Annotated in this window: 15 protein-coding genes; 2 read left to right on the forward strand and 13 right to left on the reverse strand. The window is 62.2% G+C overall.

The features are described 5' to 3' along the window. Positions 1–48: 48 nt before the first annotated feature. The 12 genes from H045_RS03315 to H045_RS03370 form a co-directional block, all read right to left on the reverse strand. The gene (locus tag H045_RS03315; RefSeq protein ID WP_003231173.1) at positions 49–813 is read right to left on the reverse strand and encodes an ABC transporter ATP-binding protein; all 765 of its coding nucleotides are present in this window, start codon (positions 811–813) and stop codon (positions 49–51) included. A gap of 13 nt (positions 814–826) precedes the next feature. After that, on the reverse strand, positions 827–1,945 hold the full coding sequence (locus H045_RS03320; protein ID WP_015371421.1) for a succinylglutamate desuccinylase/aspartoacylase family protein: 1,119 nt from the start codon (positions 1,943–1,945) through the stop codon (positions 827–829). A gap of 9 nt (positions 1,946–1,954) precedes the next feature. Continuing rightward, positions 1,955–2,665, reverse strand: coding sequence for an ABC transporter permease (locus H045_RS03325; RefSeq protein WP_003231170.1), 711 nt, complete (start codon positions 2,663–2,665; stop codon positions 1,955–1,957). Continuing rightward, positions 2,662–3,390 carry an ABC transporter permease gene (locus tag H045_RS03330; RefSeq protein ID WP_003231168.1) on the reverse strand — a complete coding sequence of 243 codons (729 nt, stop codon included), beginning with the start codon at positions 3,388–3,390 and terminating at the stop codon, positions 2,662–2,664. The genes H045_RS03325 and H045_RS03330 overlap by 4 nt, the downstream gene beginning before the upstream one ends. Before the next feature lie 59 nt (positions 3,391–3,449). Continuing rightward, on the reverse strand, positions 3,450–4,229 hold the full coding sequence (locus H045_RS03335) for a transporter substrate-binding domain-containing protein (protein WP_003231167.1): 780 nt from the start codon (positions 4,227–4,229) through the stop codon (positions 3,450–3,452). Positions 4,230–4,474: 245 nt separating this feature from the next. Then, on the reverse strand, positions 4,475–6,109 hold the full coding sequence (locus tag H045_RS03340; RefSeq protein WP_015371422.1) for an ATP-dependent DNA ligase: 1,635 nt from the start codon (positions 6,107–6,109) through the stop codon (positions 4,475–4,477). Next, positions 6,106–7,110: a ligase-associated DNA damage response exonuclease gene (locus H045_RS03345; RefSeq protein WP_015371423.1), complete on the reverse strand. Its 1,005-nt coding sequence runs from the start codon at positions 7,108–7,110 to the stop codon at positions 6,106–6,108. The genes H045_RS03340 and H045_RS03345 overlap by 4 nt, the downstream gene beginning before the upstream one ends. Positions 7,111–7,311: 201 nt before the next feature. Further along, a complete protein-coding gene (locus H045_RS03350; RefSeq protein WP_015371425.1) occupies positions 7,312–9,753 on the reverse strand; it encodes a penicillin acylase family protein in 2,442 nt (813 codons plus the stop codon). 156 nt (positions 9,754–9,909) lie between these two features. Beyond that, a complete protein-coding gene (locus tag H045_RS24300; protein ID WP_003231158.1) occupies positions 9,910–10,110 on the reverse strand; it encodes an SEC-C metal-binding domain-containing protein in 201 nt (66 codons plus the stop codon). After that, positions 10,107–10,589, reverse strand: coding sequence for an LEA/WHy family protein (locus H045_RS03360; protein WP_015371426.1), 483 nt, complete (start codon positions 10,587–10,589; stop codon positions 10,107–10,109). The genes H045_RS24300 and H045_RS03360 overlap by 4 nt, the downstream gene beginning before the upstream one ends. Positions 10,590–10,613: 24 nt before the next feature. Then, entirely contained in the window at positions 10,614–11,084 is a 471-nt protein-coding gene (locus tag H045_RS03365; RefSeq protein ID WP_003231155.1) for a YchJ family protein, read from the reverse strand. Between the two features lie 3 nt (positions 11,085–11,087). Next, complete coding sequence (locus tag H045_RS03370; protein ID WP_003231153.1) at positions 11,088–11,585, reverse strand: DUF6231 family protein; 498 nt, start codon at positions 11,583–11,585, stop codon at positions 11,088–11,090. Between the two features lie 183 nt (positions 11,586–11,768). Between H045_RS03370 and H045_RS03375 the strand changes: the two genes are divergently transcribed. Beyond that, complete coding sequence (locus tag H045_RS03375; protein WP_003231151.1) at positions 11,769–12,527, forward strand: hypothetical protein; 759 nt, start codon at positions 11,769–11,771, stop codon at positions 12,525–12,527. Positions 12,528–12,583: 56 nt separating this feature from the next. On the opposite strand, the gene H045_RS03380 is transcribed toward H045_RS03375, so the two are convergent. Continuing rightward, the gene (locus H045_RS03380; protein WP_015371427.1) at positions 12,584–13,048 is read right to left on the reverse strand and encodes a CopD family protein; all 465 of its coding nucleotides are present in this window, start codon (positions 13,046–13,048) and stop codon (positions 12,584–12,586) included. Positions 13,049–13,147: 99 nt separating this feature from the next. Between H045_RS03380 and dinG the strand changes: the two genes are divergently transcribed. Continuing rightward, the gene (gene dinG / locus H045_RS03385) at positions 13,148–15,292 is read left to right on the forward strand and encodes an ATP-dependent DNA helicase DinG (RefSeq protein WP_015371428.1); all 2,145 of its coding nucleotides are present in this window, start codon (positions 13,148–13,150) and stop codon (positions 15,290–15,292) included. Positions 15,293–15,337 lie beyond the last annotated feature (45 nt).

Genomic DNA, 15,337 nt, shown 5'->3' on the forward strand with positions numbered 1-15,337 from the left:
GACGTCCTGAAGGGTCTATTGCACAGACCCTTCGCGCGGCATAAAGGTTTACTTCAAGTTGCCACTCAAAAATTGCTGCAGGCGCTCGCTCTGTGGATTGCCCAGTACTGCGTCAGGCGCGCCTTCCTCTTCCACCCGGCCTTGATGCAGGAACAGCACCTGGCTCGACACCTTGCGCGCAAAACTCATCTCGTGGGTCACCATGATCATGGTGCGGCCTTCCTCGGCCAGGCCCTGGATCACCTTCAGCACTTCGCCCACCAGCTCGGGGTCGAGGGCCGAGGTGGGTTCGTCGAACAGCATCACTTCCGGCTCCATGGCCAGGGCGCGGGCGATGGCCACCCGCTGTTGCTGGCCGCCGGAGAGAAAGGCCGGGTATTGATCGGCCACCCGCGCCGGCAGGCCGACCTTGTCCAGGTAACGGCGGGCGCGCTCTTCGGCGTCCTTTTTGCTGCAACCCAGCACCCGGCGCGGGGCCATGGTGATGTTTTCCAGCACGCTCATGTGGCTCCACAGGTTGAAGTGCTGGAACACCATCGCCAGCCGCGTGCGCAGGCGCTGTAACTCGGCATCGTCGGCCACGCGCATGCCGTGACGGTCACTGACCATGCGGATCGCCTTGCCGTCCAGGGTCATGGCGCCGTCGTCGGGGGTTTCCAGAAAGTTGATGCAGCGCAAAAACGTGCTCTTGCCCGAGCCGCTGGCGCCGATCAGGCTGATCACGTCACCGGTATTGGCCTTGAGCGTGACGCCTTTGAGCACTTGATTGTCGCCATAGCTTTTATGCAGGCCTTCAACGGTCAGTTTGTACATGGGGCGTGCATCCTCAAGGCGAAAGTAGATAGCCGCTGCGGTAGGCCTCGGAGCCTGCGACATGGCCGATGACCATCCCGGCGGTGGCCATGCGGCGCAGCGAACGGGCGTAAAGCAGGCCAGCGTGCCGGCAGTGCACGGGCGTTACGCGGTCGGTAATGGGGTCGATGATCTCGGCGATCAGTTGCCCGGCGTGCAGGTATTCCCCCGGCAGGGTGCTGTACACCAGCAAGCCGCCCACGGGCGTGGCCACCGGTTCCACGCCCGCCAGCGGAGTCGCCGGGTAAGGTAGCTCGGGCAGCGGTGGCGCCTGGCCGGCAATCGCGCCGAAGTGCATCAGGTAGTCGATGATCGCCTGGCAGTCGAGGCTGGCCAGGCCATGGTTGACATCACCCTGGCCGCGCAGCTCGACGGTGACCGCAAAGCTGCCCATGGGCAGCGGGAAGCGCTCGCCGAAGCGTTGCTGCAATTGCCACCACACCAGGGTGAAACACTCGTCGAAGGACTGCCCGCCCGAGTCGGTGGCCAGCAGGTTGGCTTCGCTGCCTATATAGCGTGCCAGCGGCTCCACCTGCGGCCAGGCCTCGGGCGTGGTGTACAGGTGTGCCACGGCTTCGAAATCGCAATGCAGGTCCAGCACCATGTCGGCATCGCAGGCCAAACGTTGCAACACCAGGCGTTGGGACTGCAACTGAGTGTCAGCGGTTTGCTCGGCCAGGGCATTTAACAGCGCAGTGCGCACCCGCTCCACATTGCGCCGGGGATCGTCGTCCAGCAGCGCCTCGATCAGATCACCAACCTGCGCACTGAGGTCGACAAAATGGCGATTGAAGTTTTGTCCGCTTTCCAGTTCGTAGCGTCCCAGCGGGGTGTCCATCACCACCTGTTCCAGGCCGACCGGATTGGCGATGGGCACCAGCACGATTTCGCTGCGCAGGCGCCCGGCCGCCGCCAGCTCGGCCAGACGCCGTTTCAGATGCCAGGCCACCAGCATGCCCGGCAGCTCGTCGGCGTGCAGCGAGGACTGGATATAGATTTTGCCGCCGGCCTGTTCCGGGCCGAAGTGAAAACTGTGAATCTGCCGCGCCGTGCCGGGCATCGGCGCGATCAGATCGTGTACCTGATGACGCATGAACACTCCTTAGCGGCTCGGCCCGAGGAAGGCCAGCCAGCGACGCTCGGCCAATCGAAACAGACCGACCAGGGCGAAGGTCACCGTCAGATAGATCAGCGCAGCGATGCCGAACGATTGAAAGGTCATGTAGGTGGCCGAGTTGGCGTCCCGTGCGACTTTGAGAATGTCCGGCACTGTTGCGGTAAACGCCACGGTGGTCGAGTGCAGCATCAAAATCACTTCGTTGCTGTAGTAAGGCAGCGAACGGCGCAGGGCCGACGGCATGATCACATAGGCATACAACTTCCAGCCGCTGAGGCCGTAGGCCTTGGCGGCCTCGACTTCACCGTGGGCCATGCTGCGAATGGCCCCGGCGAAAATCTCGGTGGTGTATGCGCAGGTATTGAGCGCGAAGGCGAGGATGGTGCAGTTCATCGCATCGCGAAAGAATGCCCCCAGCAATGGCTGCTCGCGTACCGCCGCGATGCTGTAGATGCCGGTGTAGCAAATCAGTAACTGGATATACAGCGGCGTGCCACGAAACAGGTAGGTGTAGAACTGCACCGGCCAGCGCACGCGGCGTCTGGGTGATACCCGCGCGATGGACAACGGAATCGACACGATAAAACCGATGACCAGCGCTGCGCTCAGCAGCCACAGGGTCATGGCCAGTCCGGTGATGTGCTGGCCGTCGCTATAAAGGAAGGGGCGCCAGTATTCCTGCAGGAGCTCGATCATCGCACTGCCTCCCGTGAGCCTGCCGAGTAGCGCCGTTCAAGACGACGCAGGACGAAGTTGGACGCGCTGGTGATCAGCAGGTAGATCAACGCGGCGATGACCAGGAAATAGAACAGTTGATATGTGCTCTTGCCCGCATCCTGAGCGGCCTTGACCAGGTCGGCCAGGCCGATGATCGACACCAGCGCGGTGGCCTTGAGCATCACCATCCAGTTATTGCCGATGCCTGGCAGGGCAAAGCGCATCATCTGCGGGAAGGTCACGTAGCGAAAGCGTTGCCCGCGCTTGAGCCCGTAGGCGGTCGCGGCTTCCAGTTGGCCACGGGGCACGGCGAGGATTGCGCCGCGAAACGTCTCGGTGAAGTACGCACCGTAGATAAAGCCCAGGGTGATGACCCCGGCGCTGAATGGGTCGATCTCGATGTAGTCCCATTCCATGAAATCGGTAAGGCCGGTCAGCCAGATTTGCAGGCTGTAGAAAATCAGCAGCATTAGCACCAGGTCGGGCACGCCGCGAATCAGGGTGGTGTAGAGCTGGGCGGGAATGCGCAGCAGGCGCAGGCTGGACAATTTGGCGCTGGCACCGAGCAGGCCCAGCAGGACGCTGACGGCCAGGGACGCGACTGACAATTTGATGGTCATCCACGTACCTTGCAGCAACAGCGGGCCGAACCCTTTCAGGCTGAAGGCACTCAGCCCCAGGGTGTTCAGAAGATCTTCAAACATGAATTCAGGACCTATGGCGATAAAAAAGCGCCCACCGCAAAGCGATGGGCGCCAGCGTGTTATTTACCGCTGTACAGGTTCAGGTCGCCGAAGTGTTTCTTCTGGATGGTGGCGTAGGTGCCATCATCGTGTAACGCTTTGATACCTTTATCGAGCAGGGCCTTGAGGTCTTTGTTACCTTTTTTGATACCGATCGCGGTTTTCGACGGCAGCAACGGGTCGTCGATGGCTGCGCTGACTTCGTAACCGGCGCCGGCCGGCGACTTCAGAAAGCCCAGTTCGGCTTGCAGCATGTCCTGCACCGATGCGTCCAGACGACCGGAGGTCAGGTCGGCGTACACCTGGTCCTGGTTGGCGTAGGCCTTGGTGGTCACACCAGCCTTATCGAGTACGGCCTTCGCGTAGGCTTCCTGGATAGTGCCTTGCTCGTAGCCCACGGATTTGCCCTTGAGGGATTCCGGCGTAGAGAACCCTGCGCCCTTCTTGAACACCAGAGAAGTCGGGCCCGAGAACAGCTCATTGGAGAAGTCGATCGCCTTTTCGCGGGCTGCAGTCACGGTCATCGACGAAATCACGCCATCGAACTTGTTGGCGTTGAGGCCCGGGATCATGCCGTCGAAATCGCTTTCGACCCATTTGCACTTGACCTTCAGCTCCGCGCAGATCGCGTTGCCCAGGTCGATATCGAAGCCCACCAGGCTGCCGTCGGCCGCTTTGGATTCAAACGGCGCGTAGGAGGGATCCACACCAAAACGCAATTCCTTGTATTCCTTGGCCGTGGCTACACCGGCGGCCATGCACAGGGCCAGTGCAGAAAGGGTCAGCAATGCTTTTTTCATTAGGTAATCCCTGGAAACCAAGATAAGCGCTTGTGGCGCGTTTAGGACTGTTACTGAACGGTGTCAGACGGCTCTCAAGTAGCAATTTCTGCACCATAGTTCCGAATGAGCGTTTTAAAAGGCAGCGCGAGGACGTTGGACGTGTAGGCGATGCCCAAAAATGGGCATTGGAAATGGCGCGCACTGTTTCGGACCATTAGCGATGACCAAGTTGTGGGAGGGGCTTGCTCCCACAAGGATTTGTGTCAGGCCAGCAGGTCCTGCAGGGTAGCCAGGTTGTCGGCTTCATCCACCGCCTTGTCCTGGCGCCAGCGCAGCATGCGTGGAAATCTCACGGCAATCCCGCTCTTGTGCCGCTTGGATAGCGCGATCCCTTCAAACCCCAGCTCAAACACCATGCTCGGCGTCACGCTGCTGACAGGGCCGAATTTTTCCACGGTGGTCTTGCGCACGATGGCGTCGACCTTGCGCATTTCTTCGTCGGTCAATCCCGAATAAGCCTTGGCAAACGGCACCAGCGTGCGCTCGGTGCCGGGCGGGCCGTCCCACACGGCGAAGGTGTAGTCGCTGTACAGACTGGCACGGCGGCCATGGCCGCGTTGGGCGTAGATCAAAACCGCATCGACGCTGAACGGGTCGACCTTCCACTTCCACCACAGGCCCATATCCTTGGTGCGGCCAACGCCGTAAAGGCCGTTGCGATCCTTGAGCATCATGCCTTCCACGCCAAGGCTGCGCGAGGCTTCGCGCTGCTCGGCCAGCGCTTCCCAGGTGTCGGCCTGCAACAACGGCGAGGGCAGCAGCACGGGCTGGTCGCACGCGGTGATGACCTGTTCGAGCTGCGCGCGGCGTTCTGCCTGGACATGGTTGCGCCAGTCTTCGCCCTGATATTCCAGCAGGTCGTAGGCAAGTACCGCGACCGGCGCGTCCTCCAGGACTTTTTTGCTCAACGTTTTGCGGCCAATACGCTGTTGCAGCAGGGCAAAGGGTTGCACCGCGCCGTTCCACACCACAATCTCGCCGTCGATCACCGTGCCGTCCGGCAGGCCGCTCACCAGGCTGTGCAGCTCGGGGAAGCGCTCGGTCACCAGCTCTTCACCTCGCGACCAGATCCACAAACGGCCCTCGCGCTTGACCAGTTGTGCGCGGATACCGTCCCACTTCCATTCCACTTGCCAGTCAGTCGGCGCGCCGAGCAGGGTGTCGAACTGCTCGACCGGCTGCGACAGGCCATGGGCCAGAAAAAACGGATAGGGCTGCCCGCCACGTTGCGCGTGTTCGTCGGTTGATTCAGGTGCAATCAGCTTGAGGTAGCCTTCGGCCGTAGGGCGATTGGACAAATCTGTGTAGCCCACCAGCCGCTGTGCCACGCGCTTGCTGTCCAGATCGGCCATGGCGGCGAGGGCACGGGTGACCAGTAGCTTGGACACGCCGACGCGAAAGCTGCCGGTGATCAGCTTGATGCACACCATCAGGCTGGGTTGATCCAGCTGCGCCCACAGCGCGGGCAGGCGTTCGGCCAGATCCAGGGGCGACAGGCCGCGCAGGGGCAACAGTTTTTCTTCCAGCCAAACGGCCAGGCCATCCTCTGAGGTGTAGGTGGATTCGGGCAAGAGCAGGGAAATGGTCTCGGCGAGGTCACCGACCGACTGGTAGCTCTCTTCGAACAGCCAGGCTTCGATGCCTGACGCTTGCGTGGCCATGTCCCTTAAAAGGCGCGTCGGCACCAGTTGTCGTGGCCGGCCGCCGGACAGAAAGTACACCGCCCAGGCGGCATCCTCTGGCGGCGCCTGCAGGAAGTAGGCTTGCAATGCGGCCAGCTTGGCGTTGCTGGAAGTGGTGGCGTCGAGGTTGGCGTACAGCTCGGCGAAGGCCTTCATGCAGTGGCCTCTTCTTCGTCATCACCGTATTCGGTGGTGAAGCCCTGGGCATCCAGGCCTTTTTCCCGCAGGTGGCGCACCAATACACCGACAGACCCATGGGTGACCATCACCCGTTCGGCGCCGGTTTGCTCGATGGCCCACAGCAAGCCCGGCCAATCGGCGTGGTCGGACAGCACAAATCCTCGGTCCACTCCGCGCCGCCGCCGTGTGCCGCGCAGGCGCATCCAGCCGCTGGCGAAGGCGTCGCTGTAGTCGCCAAAGCGTTTGATCCAACTGCTGCCGCCAGCCGATGGCGGAGCGATGATCAATGCCTTGCGCAACAGCGGGTCGGTTTTTTTGAAGTCCCCCGCGTAGAGGGTTTCTGGAATGTAAATGCCGGCCTCGCGGTACACCCGGTTCAAGGGCTCGACGGCGCCATGGCTGAGGATCGGGCCGATGCTCGCGTCAATGCCGTGCAAGATGCGCTGGGCCTTGCCGAAGGAATAACAGAACAGCACGCTGGCCTTGCCGGCGGCGACGTTGGCCTGCCACCACTCATTGATGCCGGCAAAAATTTGCGCCTGGGGCTGCCAGCGGTAAATCGGCAGACCGAAGGTGGATTCGGTGATGAACGTGTGACAGCGCACCGGCTCGAACGGCGCGCAGGTGCCATCGGGCTCGACCTTGTAATCGCCGGATGCGACCCAGACTTCGCCCTGGTATTCGAGGCGCACCTGGGCCGAGCCGAGGACGTGCCCGGCCGGATGAAAACTCAAGGTGACGCCGTGGTGCACCAGCCGCTCGCCGTAGGCCAGGGTTTGCAGGTTTATGTCCTGGCCCAGGCGCGAACGCAGAATGCCTTCGCCGGGCGCCGCCGCCAGATAATGCTGGTTGCCGTTGCGGGCGTGGTCGCCATGGGCGTGGGTGATGACGGAGCGTTCCACTGGGCGCCAGGGATCGATGTAGAAATCTCCGGCGGGGCAATAGAGACCTTCGGGGCGGGCGATGACAAGGTCCATGGGGTGACCGGGGAGGTGGGCTTGTCTATTTTGAGGCGGGGGCGAGTGTGTAAGTTCTATCTGAATGCATGGGGCCCGAATGTGGGAGGGGGCTTGCTCCCGATGGCGGTGAATCAGTCATAAATGCAGTGACTGACACTTTGCTATCGGGAGCAAGCCCCCTCCCACATATTGATCCGGGTTCTTCAATAAGAACCCGATTTACTTGCCAGGCGTGAGGGTCAGCCGGTTTTTGCCATACGCCTTTTCGAAGTTCTGCGGCTGCATCGGGAAGCTCAGGTATTGCGCCTTGAGCGCCGGGTCGATGCCATTGGCATAGTCGGGACTGGCCGGGTTGCCGGACTGGCCGCTGCCGCCCTGGCCCATCATCGGTTCCACCTGACCGAAGTCGACAATCATTCGCAGTGCCGGCACCTGCGTGGTGTCGAAACTCTGCCCCCAACTGTACGGCGCCGGGTTCAGGGTGTTGTGGTCGCCACCGCTGGCAAGTGGGCCACGGATGACCTGCCCGCTGGCGCTCTTCCAGGTGGTGCTGTGCAGTTTGCCCCACTGCCAGGCCTTGTGATCGGCGCCCAACTGGCTGTCACCGGCGCTGATCGCGGCTGCGAGGCTGCGGGCAAGAATGGTGGGTTTGTCTTCTTTTTGCGCAGTACGCACATCGTCCCAGAACGGGCTGTCTTCGCGGCCCAGCAGGTGGTCGGCGTTGGCCGAGTAGGAGAGGTTGGCATTGCTGACAAAGGCTTTCCAACTGGCGCTGGTTTCCGGACCCAGTTCGTCGAGGAAGATCTGCCGCGTGCTTTCCTGCAGGAACAGCTCGTAGATCGCCGCGTCGGCGGAGGATGGCGCGAGGCGGCCATCGAACGCCATCAGGCGCCCCAGGGCTTCACGCGCCTTGGCCTGTTCGGCCGCAGGCAGCGCAGCAATCGCCTGTTTCAAGGGCTGGGCCATGCCTGGCGCCTGGAACATGGTTTTCAGCTTGGCGGCAAATGTGGTGGTCTGGTCGTACTGCATGGCGATCATGCTGCGGCTGTCATGCTTGCCGGCGCTGGCCAGTTGCGCCAGGCGCTCGCTGCGCTCCGGCGCGTCCCAGGCGTTGGACAGTTGCATGCCATAACCACGTGGCGCGGTGCGCTGGTTGGCGGTGCCGATCCAGCCTTGGGCCGGGTCCTGATCATAAGGGTGCAGCATCGCGTCGGCATAGCCGTCCCAGTCAAAGCGCGTGTCCCAGCCCGGCGAGGGCAGCAGGCCTTCGCCTTCGCGGCGGTTGGGGAAGCGGCCGGTGACCTGCCAGCCAATGCTGCCGGTGTCGGCGAACACCATGTTCAGCGCAATTGCACGGATTTCGCGGGTGGCGTCCGAGGCCTTGCCGGCGCTTTGCGCACGGGACAGGTCGAAGAACGCATCCAGGCTCTTGTCGTCCTTGAGGTCGGCGGTTTGCAGGGCCAGGCCAAAACCACTGGTGAGGGCCTGGCTGCTGTTGAGCAGGGCACCGTGGCGGGTTTCGTACACCACTTCGCGAATCGAGCCACGCCCCTTGACGAAGAACGTTTCGTTACGCACGCCGGCCGGTAGCCACTTGCCGTTATTCTCGTAGTACAACGCATTGCCCTGGCGTTTGACCTTTTCCAGGAACAGGTCCTGGGTGTCGCCCTTGACCGTGCTCATGCTCCACGCCACCTTGCCGTTGAAACCGGACAACAAGGTCGGCAGGCCGGCTATCGAGGCACCCGCGGCCTGGTATTTCGGCGCGCGGATCTGCACGTAGCTCCACGGCGACGGCGCTTGCGGCCGGGCGGCAAGGTCGTTGGCCAGCAGGCTCTTGCCGCTGCGGCTGCGTTGCGGGCCAATCGCCCAGTTGCTCGAGGTGGTCACCGCCAACGCATTGAGCGTGCTCAACTGCTGGCTGACCGTATCCAGCCCGGCGAGACCGGTGATCTGGCCAAGGTTCACGCCTTTGAGCTTCTCTGCCTCGGCCAGCGGGATGGGTTCGTCCGGCGCGCTGGGAGTGAGCCAGGCAAGTTTGTCGACGCCGACTTTTTGCGCCAGTACCAGCGAAGACAGCTCTTGCTGCAGGTTGGCCGACTCACTGAAGTTGAGCAGGCAGAACAACAGCGCCGAATCTTCCGGCTTCCAGTATTCGGGCTTGTAGCCGGTCTGGGCGAGGTCCGGCGGCAGTTTGTCGCGGTAGCGGAACAGGTAGGCATTGACCCCGCGCGCGTACACTTCGAAGAAGCGCTTGAGGCGCGGGCTCGATGCGTTATACAGCTCGCCGGCGCTTTTTTTCAGGTTGACGGCGCGCATCAAGCGGTCGACATCCAGCACGTCAGGGCCGGACATTTCCGCCAGACGGCCCTGGGCCAGCAGGCGCAGCGTGACCATCTGGGTGATGCGGTCGCTGGCGTGCACGTAGCCCAGGCTGAACAGGGCGTCGTGGAAGGTATTGCTCTCGATCAGCGGCATGCCCTGGGCATTGCGGCGTATCGACACATTCTGGGCCAGGCCTTTGAGGGGCTGCACGCCGGCAACGGGCGGCAGGGTGTCCTGAGTGTTCTGGAGCTGGCAACCGGCCAGGCTTAACGCACTGGCCACTGCCGCGGCAACGCCGAACCGGGGAAGAAAACGTGAGAGGGCTGGCGAGGCCATGGCAAAGCTCCTGCGGGGGTAGTTTTAGGTAAAACATCGCACATCAATGTGGGAGGGGGCTTGCTCCCGAGGGCTGAGTGCCAGTCGCTGCATCTGTTGACTGGTCCACCGCCCTCGGGAGCAAGCCCCCTCCCAGCTTTACATCGTCAGGGTGGCTTAGACCCCGTGGCACTTCTTGAATTTTTTCTCGCTGCCGCAAGGGCAGGGATCGTTGCGGCCAACGTCCTTCAATGCATTGCGTACCGGCTCCTGATGAGCGTGGCCGCAGTTGGGGCCGTGGACATGACCGTGGTCGTGATCATGGTGCTCGTGATCGTGGTTGCAGTCAGGACCATGGACATGGGGTTGCTGAGTCATCGATGTCGCTCCGGAATAAAATCGTCGGGGATTATCTCGCCATTGTGGGCCACCTGCACGTCATTACCGATGAACAAGCCGGTTTTCAGCTCGCCCTCCAGGCGATAGGGCACGGGCCGGTCGGGGTTTTTCAGCATATGCACCACCTCGCGGATCTGCGGCCAGAGATTGGTGCGCACCGACACCCGGAACACCGCATGGCCGCGCGGCGCCACGGTGAGCCATTCATTGGACTCGCCTTCGGTCAACACGAAGTCGCCCAGGCTGACCTTGTAGATCAGGCCGCGCACGGTCAGGTCGGCGTCGTCGCGATTGTCGACGCGGAAATACAGCCTGAATTTCTGTTCGAGCAACTTGGCGCGTACCACTTCGACCTTGACCAGCGACACATGGGGCGGCGGCGAATCATCCTCGAACCAGGAGGCGCAGCCGGTAAGACCCAGGGTCAACGCCAGCATCAAGCTGAATATCCGAAGCATGGCGTAATCCCTTTGCAGGTGGTGTCAGCGGAAGCCCGCGCAACATTTCTTGAATTTTTGCCCGCTGCCGCACAGGCACGGATCATTGCGCCCGACCTTCACCTCAACGGTAGGGTCGATGAAGTACCAGCGCCCCTCATTCTGTACGAAAGAGGACTGTTCGCGGTGACTATGTTCACCCGTGTTGTCATGCCAGCGAGCGGTGAAGGTCACAAAGGCATGTTCCGGCTGGCCACCGAACACTTCCGAACTCTCCACCTCAAGCCCGAGCCAGGTGCTCTGTGCGCTCCAGGCAGCGATGGCGGCGCGGTCGAGGCCGGGTTGCTGGGCCGGCAACGTGGTCGCCACCAGGTAATCCACCAGGCCCAGCACATAGGCGCTGTAACGCGAGCGCATCAGCGCGCTGGCGCAGGGAGCCGGGTGGCCGTTGTGATAATGGCCGCAGCAGGCATCCAGCAGGTTGCCACTGCCGCAGGGGCAAATGGGTGTGCTCATGGGTTACCACCAATACTTTCCGAAGTTTTCCGGATTGGCCCAGAAACGGGCGTTGAGCCAGTCCGGCACCTGTTTATAGTCAAGCAGATCGTAGGTGAACAGCGTCAGCACCTGCTCGTCGCGCTGGAAACGCTCGCCGGCCTGCAGGGCCAGGGAGAAGAAGTCGGTGTCTTTCCAGCCGCAGGCATCGAGGTCTGCCAGCACCGCGATGCGACTGGCGTTGAGGTTGCGAATACCGCCAAGCAGCGTCAGGCCCTGTGGCTTTGAAAGGTGTTCCAGGCAATCGACCGCCAGCGCCAGGTCAAACCGCTGCGCCGCCAGGTGCGCAGGCAACGGACCGGGTTCGGCGACGGCGATAAACGTGTCGGGGTGTGCCTGTTTGAATGCCTCCAGCGCCGGAAAGCGGCTGGCGCCCAACAGCAGCAGGCGTTTGGGCCGATGCAGGTCGAGCAGGGCAGCCAAGGCTTGCTGGGGGGTAGGGGCAGAAATACCGGCGGTCATCGCAAATCCTCACATCAGAGCCGTAGAGACTAGCGCGGCTGCGCCTGCGGGCCTAGAGCAAGCGCGACAGAAAAAGCCCTGAACCTGCGCTGCTGAAGTTTTTTGATACGTCACTGGCAAATCGCCTGCAGAAGTCGTTAATGTGACCCGGATAACAGTTTGAAAAGAGTCAGGAGCCCCATGATGCGTAAGGTTTTTCTGTTGGCCCTGTTGGTCAGCCCCATTGCCCTGGCCCAGAGCGTCAGTGTCGAAACCCACTCATTGATGCGCCTGCCCAGCAGCACCAGCGTGTTGCAACTCGAGCGCCTGGATGTGGCGGATTACGGTACCTTGCTGATTCCGGCAACCATCAGCCAAGTGACGGTGGATGAACTGCACCTGGGCCGCGAAGCACGTATCGCCATTGTGCCGGGCAACACCGCGCTGCAATTGCAGGTGCGCCAGGCTCAACTGGAACACGGCAGCCAGATCACCTCGCGCGGCGCCCCGGGCACCCATGAAAAACCGGCCAGGGCAGGGCGCGATCTCACGTTGCGGATCCATTCGCTGACGGCTGAAGCATTGTCGCTGGACGCCCGTGGCGGCGCCGGTGCCCAGGGGTATGCCGGGCTCGATGGCGCCAACGGTGAAGACCCGGGGTGTACCTGGGGTTCGGCCGGTCGCGGTTTCAACGGCGATAACGGCGGCGACGGTTTGCCGGGGGCTGCAGGAGCGACGGTGCGGGTTGAACTGCCACAGGACTTTCCCGCTGAAAACATCAAGGTCTGGGTCGATGGCGGGCCTGGAGGTTTGGCCGGTACTGCAGGCAAACCTGGCAAGGGCGGACAATCGAAGGGGTGCGTGGTGTACCGCGCCGATGGCGGCGATAAGGGCCGTCCAGGTCTGGAAGGGCAGCCAGGGGCGGCCGGGCCTGCGGGGTCTGTGACCATCCAGCGGCTTTGAGTTGCCTGGCTTGACGCTATAGGGGGCTTGCTCCCTATAGCGGATTAAAGGCCGCTTCAGAACATCGGCCGAGCCGAAGCAACTGCAACCACCCCCAACCCCACAATCAAATTGATCCCCACCAACCGGCGAATCTGCCCCAGCGCAGCAGCGCCCGCCGGCCAGTCTTCGGCCGCTACCGCCGTGCGCAATTGCGGGAACTTCAACGCCTGGATGCGGATAAACAACGCCGTCATCACCAGATACAAGCCCATCATGACCTGCACATAACGCGGCGCCGTTTCAAAGCCGCTGAAGCGCAGTTGCAGCAGCCCCACACCGCTGATCGGCAAAATCAGCACCGCCACCCATACCCACACGAAAAAACGTTGAAACACATTTGCCCACAACCTGAGCCGGGCAGGGCCCTCAAGTGCCGCCACAGCAGCGGGGCGCAGGATCATCCAGGCGAAAAACATGCCGCCGACCCATACCAGGACGGCCAGTATATGCAGGGTGTAAGCGAGGCTGAAGACGGTCATTGTGGTACTCCGTTCTGCGCGGGATTAATTAGCGGGGTATGATAGCGGCCGATCCGAACCACTGAAAATTTATCCAGCGTTTTTTGCGCCCGACTATCCATGATCAGCACTGAACTCAAAACCACGATCCAGGGCGCCTACTCGCGTTTTCTCGAAGCCAAGCGCTTGAAACCGCGCTATGGCCAGCGCCTGATGATCGCCGAAGTGGCGAAAGTCCTTGGGGATATCGACACCGACGACGAAGGGCGCCGCGAGGGCGACCCTGCGGTCGTGGCCGTTGAAGCCGGCACCGGTACCGGCAAGACCGTAGCCTACAGCCTGGCTGCGATTCCCACGGCCAAGGCCGCCGGCAAGCGCCTGGTGATCGCCACCGCCACCGTCGCCCTGCAGGAGCAGATCGTCTACAAGGATCTGCCGGACCTGATGCGCAACAGCGGCCTGAATTTCACCTTCGCCCTGGCCAAGGGGCGAGGCCGCTACATGTGCCTGTCCAAGCTCGACGTGCTGCTGCAGGAAGGCCATGCGCAAACCGCCACCGCCTCGTTGTTCGAAGAAGAAGGCTTCAAGATCGAAGTTGATGAAGTCAGTCAGAAACTGTTCACCAGCATGATCGAGAAACTGGCCGGCAATAAATGGGACGGCGACCGCGACAGCTGGCCCACTGCTCTGGAAGATGCCGACTGGGCACGCCTGACCACCGACCACAGCCAGTGCACCAACCGTCATTGTCCCAACTTCGGTCAGTGCGCCTTCTACAAGGCGCGTGAAGGCATGGGCAAGGTCGACGTGATCGTCACCAACCACGACATGGTGCTGGCCGACCTGGCCCTGGGGGGCGGCGCCGTGCTGCCGGACCCGCGCGACACCCTCTACGTATTCGACGAAGGCCACCACCTGCCGGACAAGGCCATCGGCCACTTCGCCCATTACACACGCCTGCGGTCCACCGCCGACTGGCTGGAAACCACCGCCAAGAACCTCACCAAGTTGCTCGCCCAGCACCCGCTGCCGGGCGACCTGGGCAAGCTGATCGAACAGGTGCCGGAGCTGGCGCGCGAGATCAAGACTCAGCAGCAGTTCATGTTCAGCGCCTGTGAGCAGGTGGCCGATTTCAAGCCTGGCGAAGACGTGGAAGGCCGTGAGCGTCCGCGCCACCGTTTTGTGGGTGGGCTGATTCCCGAGCACATGCGCGAAATGGGGATTGAACTGAAGAAAGGCTTTTCGCGCCTGACCGACCTGTTCACGCGCCTGACCGATCTGCTCAAGGAAGGCATGGACGGCGAGGTCAATATCGGCATCGCGAGTAATCAGGCCGAGGAATGGTATCCGCTGTTCGGCAGTCTGTTGTCCCGCTCCCAGGGCAATTGGGAGCTGTGGACCGCCTTTACCGTTGAAGACCCGGAAGACAACCCGCCGATGGCCCGTTGGCTGACCCTGTCGGAAAGCGGCGCGCTGTTTGATATCGAGGTCAATGCCAGTCCGATCCTCGCCGCCGAAATGCTGCGCCGCAACCTGTGGAACGTGGCGTACGGCTGCCTGGTTACCTCGGCCACGCTGACGGCCCTGGGCACTTTCGAGCGTTTTCGCATGCGTGCGGGCCTGCCGAAAAAGGCGGTCACCGCCGTGGTGCCAAGCCCCTTCCATCATGCCGACGCCGGTGTGCTGCGCGTGCCGGACCTCAAGGCCGATCCACGCGATGCGCCGGCCCATACCGCCGCGATCATCCGTGACCTGCCAGGCCTGGTTGAAGGGTCGCGCGGTACCCTGGTGTTGTTCTCCTCGCGCAAACAGATGCAGGACGTGTTCGACGGTCTGGACCGTGACTGGCGCAAGCAAGTGTTCATTCAGGGCAACCTGTCCAAGCAGGAAACCCTGAACAAGCACAAGGCGCGGGTCGATGGCGGTGATTCCAGCGTACTGTTCGGCCTGGCCAGTTTTGCCGAGGGTGTGGACTTGCCGGGTGCCTACTGCGAACACGTGGTGATCGCCAAGATCCCGTTTTCGGTGCCGGACGACCCGGTCGAGGCGGCGCTGGCCGAGTGGATCGAAGCGCGCGGCGGCAACCCGTTCATGGAAATCTCGGTGCCGGATGCTTCGCTCAAGCTCGTGCAGGCCTGTGGTCGCCTGCTGCGTACCGAGGAAGACCGGGGCACTATCACGCTGCTTGATCGGCGCCTGGTCACCCAGCGCTATGGCAAGGCAATCCTTAATGCCCTGCCGCCGTTCAGGCGTGAAATTTCCTAAGACACAGTGGGCGAATTCGCCCACTTCGTGGTCACTGTTATCGAC

This window comes from Pseudomonas poae RE*1-1-14, assembly GCF_000336465.1.
Taxonomy (GTDB): domain Bacteria; phylum Pseudomonadota; class Gammaproteobacteria; order Pseudomonadales; family Pseudomonadaceae; genus Aquipseudomonas; species Aquipseudomonas poae.

Bases quoted from the DNA above. Each gene is read 5' to 3' on its own strand.
- H045_RS03315 (WP_003231173.1), bottom strand. From the start codon at position 813: ATGTACAAACTGACCGTTGAAGGCCTGCATAAAAGCTATGGCGACAAT.
- H045_RS03320 (WP_015371421.1), bottom strand. From the start codon at position 1,945: ATGCGTCATCAGGTACACGATCTGATCGCGCCGATGCCCGGCACGGCG.
- H045_RS03325 (WP_003231170.1), bottom strand. From the start codon at position 2,665: ATGATCGAGCTCCTGCAGGAATACTGGCGCCCCTTCCTTTATAGCGAC.
- H045_RS03330 (WP_003231168.1), bottom strand. From the start codon at position 3,390: ATGTTTGAAGATCTTCTGAACACCCTGGGGCTGAGTGCCTTCAGCCTG.
- H045_RS03335 (WP_003231167.1), bottom strand. From the start codon at position 4,229: ATGAAAAAAGCATTGCTGACCCTTTCTGCACTGGCCCTGTGCATGGCC.
- H045_RS03340 (WP_015371422.1), bottom strand. From the start codon at position 6,109: ATGAAGGCCTTCGCCGAGCTGTACGCCAACCTCGACGCCACCACTTCC.
- H045_RS03345 (WP_015371423.1), bottom strand. From the start codon at position 7,110: ATGGACCTTGTCATCGCCCGCCCCGAAGGTCTCTATTGCCCCGCCGGA.
- H045_RS03350 (WP_015371425.1), bottom strand. From the start codon at position 9,753: ATGGCCTCGCCAGCCCTCTCACGTTTTCTTCCCCGGTTCGGCGTTGCC.
- H045_RS24300 (WP_003231158.1), bottom strand. From the start codon at position 10,110: ATGACTCAGCAACCCCATGTCCATGGTCCTGACTGCAACCACGATCAC.
- H045_RS03360 (WP_015371426.1), bottom strand. From the start codon at position 10,589: ATGCTTCGGATATTCAGCTTGATGCTGGCGTTGACCCTGGGTCTTACC.
- H045_RS03365 (WP_003231155.1), bottom strand. From the start codon at position 11,084: ATGAGCACACCCATTTGCCCCTGCGGCAGTGGCAACCTGCTGGATGCC.
- H045_RS03370 (WP_003231153.1), bottom strand. From the start codon at position 11,585: ATGACCGCCGGTATTTCTGCCCCTACCCCCCAGCAAGCCTTGGCTGCC.
- H045_RS03375 (WP_003231151.1), top strand. From the start codon at position 11,769: ATGCGTAAGGTTTTTCTGTTGGCCCTGTTGGTCAGCCCCATTGCCCTG.
- H045_RS03380 (WP_015371427.1), bottom strand. From the start codon at position 13,048: ATGACCGTCTTCAGCCTCGCTTACACCCTGCATATACTGGCCGTCCTG.
- dinG (WP_015371428.1), top strand. From the start codon at position 13,148: ATGATCAGCACTGAACTCAAAACCACGATCCAGGGCGCCTACTCGCGT.